Origin of the sequence: Lacticaseibacillus salsurae, assembly GCF_045862175.1 — a bacterium.
GTDB classification, from domain to species: Bacteria; Bacillota; Bacilli; order Lactobacillales; family Lactobacillaceae; genus Lacticaseibacillus; species Lacticaseibacillus salsurae.
Map to the genome: position 1 here is coordinate 1 of NZ_BAAFZI010000085.1, position 6,144 is coordinate 6,144.

Here is a 6,144-nt window from a genome sequence, read left to right on the forward strand (position 1 = left end):
AAAGTACCAAGATAATTTGTCTTTGGAGCTTGATTACTAGAACTAAATACGATATTAATGGTGTATGCACTCGAATCCTTCTTTCTGGATTTTCTTGTTGGTTGCACACCAAGAATATCAGAAGAAGACGTTCGGGTGTTTTTTATTGTTCGGAAATTATGAATTTAAACGAGGTACGTTTGACAGTACCCCACTCAGAAAGAAGGAACGCTGATGACAACTTTAGCCCATGTGGCAGTGATCACCATCACCTTAGGTTTGATCGCCGCATCTACGGTGATGGCAGTCGGCCATAACCGCCGCCGTGCCTTGATCCCAGTCAAAACGAACCATTAACCAAATTCGCCACCGGTAAGCTTCACCGGTGGCGAATTTTTAGTGTTGGCTTAACCAAGCCATGATCTGATCAGCGATTTCGCCTGGCAATAAATCATCTGTGGCGATCACCAGATCTGCTAATTCGTGATAGCGCGGATCGCGTTGTTGCTGCAGGGCCACCAGCCCAGACTCACCTAATTGTTGCACCAACGGGCGATTAGCGTCACGACCGATACGCTTGAGCACAGTGGCGGCGCTGGCTTCTAGCAACACCACTGGCGTTTGACTGGCTTTTAACAAATCAAAATTCGCCGGTTGCATCGGCGTGCCACCACCAGTGGATAAAATTTCAATATCGCCCATCGCTTTGACTAAAGTCTCATGTTCCAATTGCCGAAAGCCAGCATCCCCGCGTGCGGCAAAAATTTCTGGGATCGACTGGCCTGCCGCTTCAACGATGAGATCATCTAGGTCACGATGGGTACAAGCCATTTTTCTGGCAAGTTCATGGCCGACTGTGGTTTTACCGGCACCCATAAACCCCACTAAAATCACTGCCATGCCTACACCTCCTTAGGTGGGTCGATACTTTGACGGACATGTTGCGCTTGTTCAAACCACGCATGCATCGCGTCCACGTCATGTTCGGCGATCAACTGGCGCGCGTGTTGCAACGTTGCAATGTTGGTATCTAGTGCTTTTAAAATCGCCTCAGTGTTGCTTTGCATGATCGCCGTCCACATCGTTGGGTCACCAGCGGCGATGCGCGTGGTATCGCGAAAGCCGCCTGCGGAAAATTGCAAAGCTTGCGGCTGATCGGCTAACCCGATCCCAGCACTAATGGCCAAAGCTGAGGCCACCACATGCGGCACATGTGAGATCTGCGCAACCATTTGATCATGTTGTAGCGCAGTTAAAATTTCAAAATACGCACCAGCAGCAGACAACACATTGCGTAGCGCCAACATTTGATCTTTTGTGGCATTGCCATTGACCAAAAAGTAATGCGCTTCAGCAAACAAACTCGCCCGTCCAGCTTTGACCCCAGAGCGCTCCGATCCGGCCATCGGGTGACCACCGACAAACGTGACCCCTTTGGCCATTAGCGCTTGGGCCGCTTGTAGCACCACGGCTTTGGTGCTACCGGTATCGGTGACGATCACGCCAGGCTTTAAGCATAGCGTCGCCAACTGTTGTAATTCCTTGACGATTTGCGTGACTGGTGTCGCCAAAATGATCACATCGGCGCTTCCTGCATCAGCCAGGCCATTTGCCGCAACTTGATCGATCACCTGGTGGTTTTTGGCCCAAGCTAAACTTTCAGCATTTTGATCATGGCCGATCACCGTGGCATCCCCGCGGCGTTGCCGGATCGCTCGCGCTAAACTCGAGCCGATCAGCCCTAACCCTTCTATAAAAACAGTGGTCATGTTTATGCCTCCAACAGCGTGTTCAAATCATCAAAAAATTCTGGGTAAGACACGCCCACTGCGTCCGCATGCTTTAAGGTCAACGGCGCGTCCACTAACAACGCCGCCAAGCCCAACATCATGCCGATGCGATGATCGCCGTGGCTATCAAGTTTTGGCTCTTGAACATGCCAAGCGCTGCGCCCATCGATCACAAACCCATCAGGTAATGCTTTGACATTGGCACCAAGTTTGCCAAGTTCTTGTTCAACACAGGCGATCCGGTCGGTTTCTTTGACGCGTAATTCTTCGGCGCCGTGAATGGTGCTGACACCGTTGGCTTTAGCTGCCAACAAGGCAACTAACGGCAATTCATCAATGATCGCCGGAATTTGTTCAGCCGTTAAATCGATAGGATGCAAGTCAGCGCTTTGCACCCGAATATTTCCGACGGCTTCACCAGCACTCAAGGTTTGCGTCACGTCGACTTTGCCGCCCATTTTCACCAAGACGTCCAACAAACCGCGGCGAGAAGGATTCAGCCCGACATTCAACAAGGTGATATCCGACCCTTTGATCAAAGTCGCTGCCACCATGAAAAAGGCGGCACTGGACATATCCCCAGGCACTTGCACAGTTTGGGCTGCGAGTTGATCGGTGTGGCCAACGGTGATGGTCATTTGATCTGACGACACAGTCAGATCTGCGCCGAATGCTTTTAACATATTTTCGCTGTGATCACGCGTTGGCAATAATTCATGGATCACGGTATGCCCTGGCGCTTGTAAACCAGCGAAGATCAGTGCCGACTTCACTTGCGCACTAGCCACTTGTAGCTGAATTTCTGCTGCCGCCAACGTTTTGCCATGCACAACAGCAGGTAAATGGCCATCAGTCGTGGTGATCTCAGCACCCATTTTCGCCAAGGGATCAGCGACCCGGCGCATTGGCCGCTTGGATAACGAATCATCCCCGATCAACTTGGTGTCAAACGCCTGCCCCGCCAATAACCCCATCATCAAGCGCGTGGTCGTGCCGGAATTGGCCATTTGAAGCGCGTGTTTTGGCGCCTGCAAGCCAGCCATCCCGACACCATGGACGACCACCTCATCGCCGTCGCGGTCAATTTTCACGCCTAGATCACGAAAAGCTTGCAACGTTGCCAAACAATCTGCCGATGTCAAAAAATGATGGACGAGCGTATCGCCTGTCGCTAAACTGCCGATCATGATCGCCCGATGCGAAATACTTTTGTCACCTGGCACTGCCAAGCGGCCATGTAAGCCATGCGTTACCGAAGTTTGTAATTGTTTATCCATATTTTCTCCTAAAACGCATCAAATTCTGAGCGATAGTCCGCCACTTGCTTTTGCATCCGCGCCAAGTTGGCATCGTCAAAGGTGTCACATAACACTTTAGCCAATTCAAACGACACAGCACTTTCTACGACGATCGATGCTGGCACGATTGCCGTGGTATCAGAGCGCTCGACATTAGCCTTAGACACTTCATGGGTATGGATATCAACAGATTGTAGCGGCTGATACAGCGTCGGGATTGGCTTTAATGCCCCGCGCACCACGATCGGCATGCCATTGGTCATCCCGCCTTCAAAGCCACCTAAATGATCAGATAACCGCGAATAGCCTTGGCCTTGATGCCAGTCGATTTGATCCATCACTTCAGAACCCAGGTTTTGTGCGGCTTCAAACCCGTCGCCGATTTCTACGCCTTTAATGGCATTGACGCCAACCACTGCGGCAGCGATTTTGGCGTCGAGTTTTTGATTCCAAGCAGTGTAGCTGCCTAATCCAGCCGGCACGCCGTTAGCGACGACGCGCACGATCCCACCTAAGGTATTGCCAGCATGCCGAGTTTCATCGATCAACATGTGGATGCGGTCAACTTGTTGATCATCGAGCATGCGCATATCATTTTGGGTGATCGCTGCTTGGATCTCAGCGACATCTAGTGGGGATTCAGCTGGGCCTTTCACTGACCCGACTTGATCCACATACCCGACGATCGTGATCCCAACTGCTTCAAGGAGTTGCTTGCAAATGGCGCCAACCGCCACGCGCATCGCCGTTTCACGCGCACTGGAGCGTTCTAACACATTGCGCATGTCGTGATGGCCATATTTTTGCCCACCAACCAGATCCGCGTGCCCAGGCCGCGGACGGGTCACTTGGCGCAAGGTATTTTGCGGCGTTTCTTCAGCCGTTGGCGACATGATCTCGCCCCAATGACCGTGATCGCGGTTTTGGATCACCAACGCGATCGGACCGCCCATGGTGATGCTGTGACGCACGCCGCCAACGATCTGCACCGTATCATGTTCGATTTTTTGGCGACTGCCGCGACCATAGCCGCCTTGCCGTGCTGCCAAAGCCGCATTGATCGCGGCGATATCCAAATGTAACCCAGCTGGCACCCCAGTTAAAATACCGGTCAATTGGGGGCCATGAGATTCCCCGGCTGTCATGTAATCCATTAGTTTTCCTCCATATGTTCAGCGTGAATTTTTTGCGTTTGGTAAGCGCGCGATTCTGCCATGATCGTGGCAAAAATTTTGCGCGCATGTGGTGCCAATTCCTTGGCGCCGATCGCTTGGGCGACGCTATCTAACACTTGGGCTTCGCGATCAAGATTTTTGACTGGCACACCGGCAGTTTGTTTCAATTGGGCGATGCGGTCGACAGTTTCAAACCGTTTGGCTAACAAAGCCGCGATCTGCTGATCGATCGCATTGATCTGCTCGCGCTCATGTGCCAAGCCTGCTTGTGCTTGTTGTTGGATCATTGAATCGACTGCCATGATGGCACCTCCTGAACTGCGACTTTAGGTTGATGCAAACATACTCGCGCCACGATCACCAAACCTAACCCCAATGCGGCTACCACCAAGTCACCACGCAAAGCGGCCGCTAAGTTGAGATGCGCGGACAGCCACCCGGTGATCAATGGCACGGAAAATGTCGCTAAACTGCCGAAGTTCATAAAGATCCCAGTGATCATGCCTTTCATGTTGGGGTATAAGGTCAAAAACATGGTCAACCCGACTTGCATACCACCACCAGCAGCAGACAAGCCAAACACAAACGATGCGACCATGCCGACCAGTGGCGTGTGGATCATACATACCGCGGCTAAGCTCAACAAGCCTAACGCATTTAAACTTAACAACACGATGCCTTCAGGAGCTTGGCGGCGTAATAACATAAAGATCACTAACACCCCAGAAATACTGCCGATCGAATAGCTAGATAGCAATAAATGCGCGTTCATATTTGAAAAATGTAACACTTTGGTGGCATATAAACTGATCCATTGCGTGAACCAGATCATCAACCCCATTGACGTGTAGCCATACATGGCCAGTGCCAGCGTGGCAATCCAGCGCTTAGTTTTGGATAAGCCAAGGCTGGCTTCGACTTCACTTTCCGTGTGGTGTTGGATCGCTGGGAACTGCAATGGTGCCACTAACACTAGATTTACGAGCAACAGCGCTGCGCCGATAGCAAAAGACCAACCATACCAAGCCCCGATACCTTCACTGTACGCCACAAAAATCGGTAAGATGAATTCGCCAAGCGACATCGCGGCTTTGATCAACACATTCGAGGCTTTGGCTTTGCCACCAAGATCCGCAAACGTGGTGTAAGACCCAGCGTCAAACGCAGAATTTGCCGCCCCAGCACACATCGCCAACGCGTAAGCCACTGGCAAGCTGTGCGTGACCATCATGCCGGCAAAAAACGCGAGGTACAACACCATGCCAGTATTGATACAAACTTTGCGCCCGTAGCGATCAGCGATAAAGCCAAATAAGAAATAAGCGGGAAAACGACCCAACCCGACGCCTGATAACACCAAACTCACAGTGGCCACTGGCGCATGCCAGCTGGCACTTAACGCTTGCATGTTTTGGGCGATAATGATCAAGCCAATGCCATGCACGATGTAGTTGATGTACAAGCTTAACGATAAACGACGTTGCATTTTGGAACTCAGCGATTGGGTCATATGTATTACTCCTTCATAAACAAAAATTCGCCAACTAGTTGAGTAGTTGGCGAATTTCATCGGAAATATGGTTTACTTCCGCCAGCTAGACAATGTCTAACCGGCAAGCAAAATGGGCTTGACCACCTTAGACACGAACGTGTATGCGTCCGTGCTAGGTGCACGGACACTACCTAAAGTAGTAAAAGCCATAATAGTAAGCTGCAACTGTCATATGTTGTGGTTTAACCATTGCCATAGATCCCCTTTGCGTAATTGATGTTTCTAATTAAACACCAAGACAATTCACATTGCAAGCATTATTTATATCATCGTACATTTGCCTGTTTATCGGTATTTTTACGCAGTGACTATCTCACATCGTCTCACATCATTTCACAATAATCTGACAA

Annotated in this window: 7 protein-coding genes; 1 reads left to right on the top strand and 6 read right to left on the bottom strand. The window is 50.7% G+C overall.

Going from position 1 to position 6,144, the window contains the following annotated elements:
- The first annotated feature begins 213 nt into the window (after window positions 1-213).
- Window positions 214-336 carry a hypothetical protein gene (locus tag ACKTSG_RS13375; RefSeq protein WP_407895463.1) on the top strand — a complete coding sequence of 41 codons (123 nt, stop codon included), beginning with the start codon at window positions 214-216 and terminating at the stop codon, window positions 334-336.
- A 39-nt stretch (window positions 337-375) separates the two neighbouring features.
- Here ACKTSG_RS13375 and ACKTSG_RS13380 read toward each other — a convergent pair whose 3' ends face one another.
- From ACKTSG_RS13380 to ACKTSG_RS13405, 6 genes are read right to left on the bottom strand one after another with little or no spacing between them, the layout of a single operon-like run.
- Window positions 376-879 carry a shikimate kinase gene (locus ACKTSG_RS13380; protein WP_407895465.1) on the bottom strand — a complete coding sequence of 168 codons (504 nt, stop codon included), beginning with the start codon at window positions 877-879 and terminating at the stop codon, window positions 376-378.
- A gap of 2 nt (window positions 880-881) precedes the next feature.
- A complete protein-coding gene (locus tag ACKTSG_RS13385) occupies window positions 882-1,748 on the bottom strand; it encodes a prephenate dehydrogenase (protein ID WP_407895466.1) in 867 nt (288 codons plus the stop codon).
- A 2-nt stretch (window positions 1,749-1,750) separates the two neighbouring features.
- On the bottom strand, window positions 1,751-3,046 hold the full coding sequence (aroA, locus tag ACKTSG_RS13390; protein WP_407895468.1) for a 3-phosphoshikimate 1-carboxyvinyltransferase: 1,296 nt from the start codon (window positions 3,044-3,046) through the stop codon (window positions 1,751-1,753).
- An 8-nt stretch (window positions 3,047-3,054) separates the two neighbouring features.
- Complete coding sequence (gene aroC, locus ACKTSG_RS13395; protein ID WP_407895470.1) at window positions 3,055-4,221, bottom strand: chorismate synthase; 1,167 nt, start codon at window positions 4,219-4,221, stop codon at window positions 3,055-3,057.
- A complete protein-coding gene (locus ACKTSG_RS13400) occupies window positions 4,221-4,544 on the bottom strand; it encodes a chorismate mutase (protein ID WP_407895472.1) in 324 nt (107 codons plus the stop codon). The genes aroC and ACKTSG_RS13400 overlap by 1 nt, the downstream gene beginning before the upstream one ends.
- Window positions 4,526-5,752, bottom strand: coding sequence for an MFS transporter (locus ACKTSG_RS13405; RefSeq protein WP_407895474.1), 1,227 nt, complete (start codon window positions 5,750-5,752; stop codon window positions 4,526-4,528). The genes ACKTSG_RS13400 and ACKTSG_RS13405 overlap by 19 nt, the downstream gene beginning before the upstream one ends.
- Between the last annotated feature and the right edge of the window lie 392 nt (window positions 5,753-6,144).

Excerpts from the sequence above, each read along its gene's own strand:
- ACKTSG_RS13375 (WP_407895463.1), top strand. The coding sequence starts at position 214 with ATGACAACTTTAGCCCATGTGGCAGTGATCACCATCACCTTAGGTTTG.
- ACKTSG_RS13380 (WP_407895465.1), bottom strand. The coding sequence starts at position 879 with ATGGCAGTGATTTTAGTGGGGTTTATGGGTGCCGGTAAAACCACAGTC.
- ACKTSG_RS13385 (WP_407895466.1), bottom strand. The coding sequence starts at position 1,748 with ATGACCACTGTTTTTATAGAAGGGTTAGGGCTGATCGGCTCGAGTTTA.
- aroA (WP_407895468.1), bottom strand. The coding sequence starts at position 3,046 with ATGGATAAACAATTACAAACTTCGGTAACGCATGGCTTACATGGCCGC.
- aroC (WP_407895470.1), bottom strand. The coding sequence starts at position 4,221 with ATGGATTACATGACAGCCGGGGAATCTCATGGCCCCCAATTGACCGGT.
- ACKTSG_RS13400 (WP_407895472.1), bottom strand. The coding sequence starts at position 4,544 with ATGGCAGTCGATTCAATGATCCAACAACAAGCACAAGCAGGCTTGGCA.
- ACKTSG_RS13405 (WP_407895474.1), bottom strand. The coding sequence starts at position 5,752 with ATGACCCAATCGCTGAGTTCCAAAATGCAACGTCGTTTATCGTTAAGC.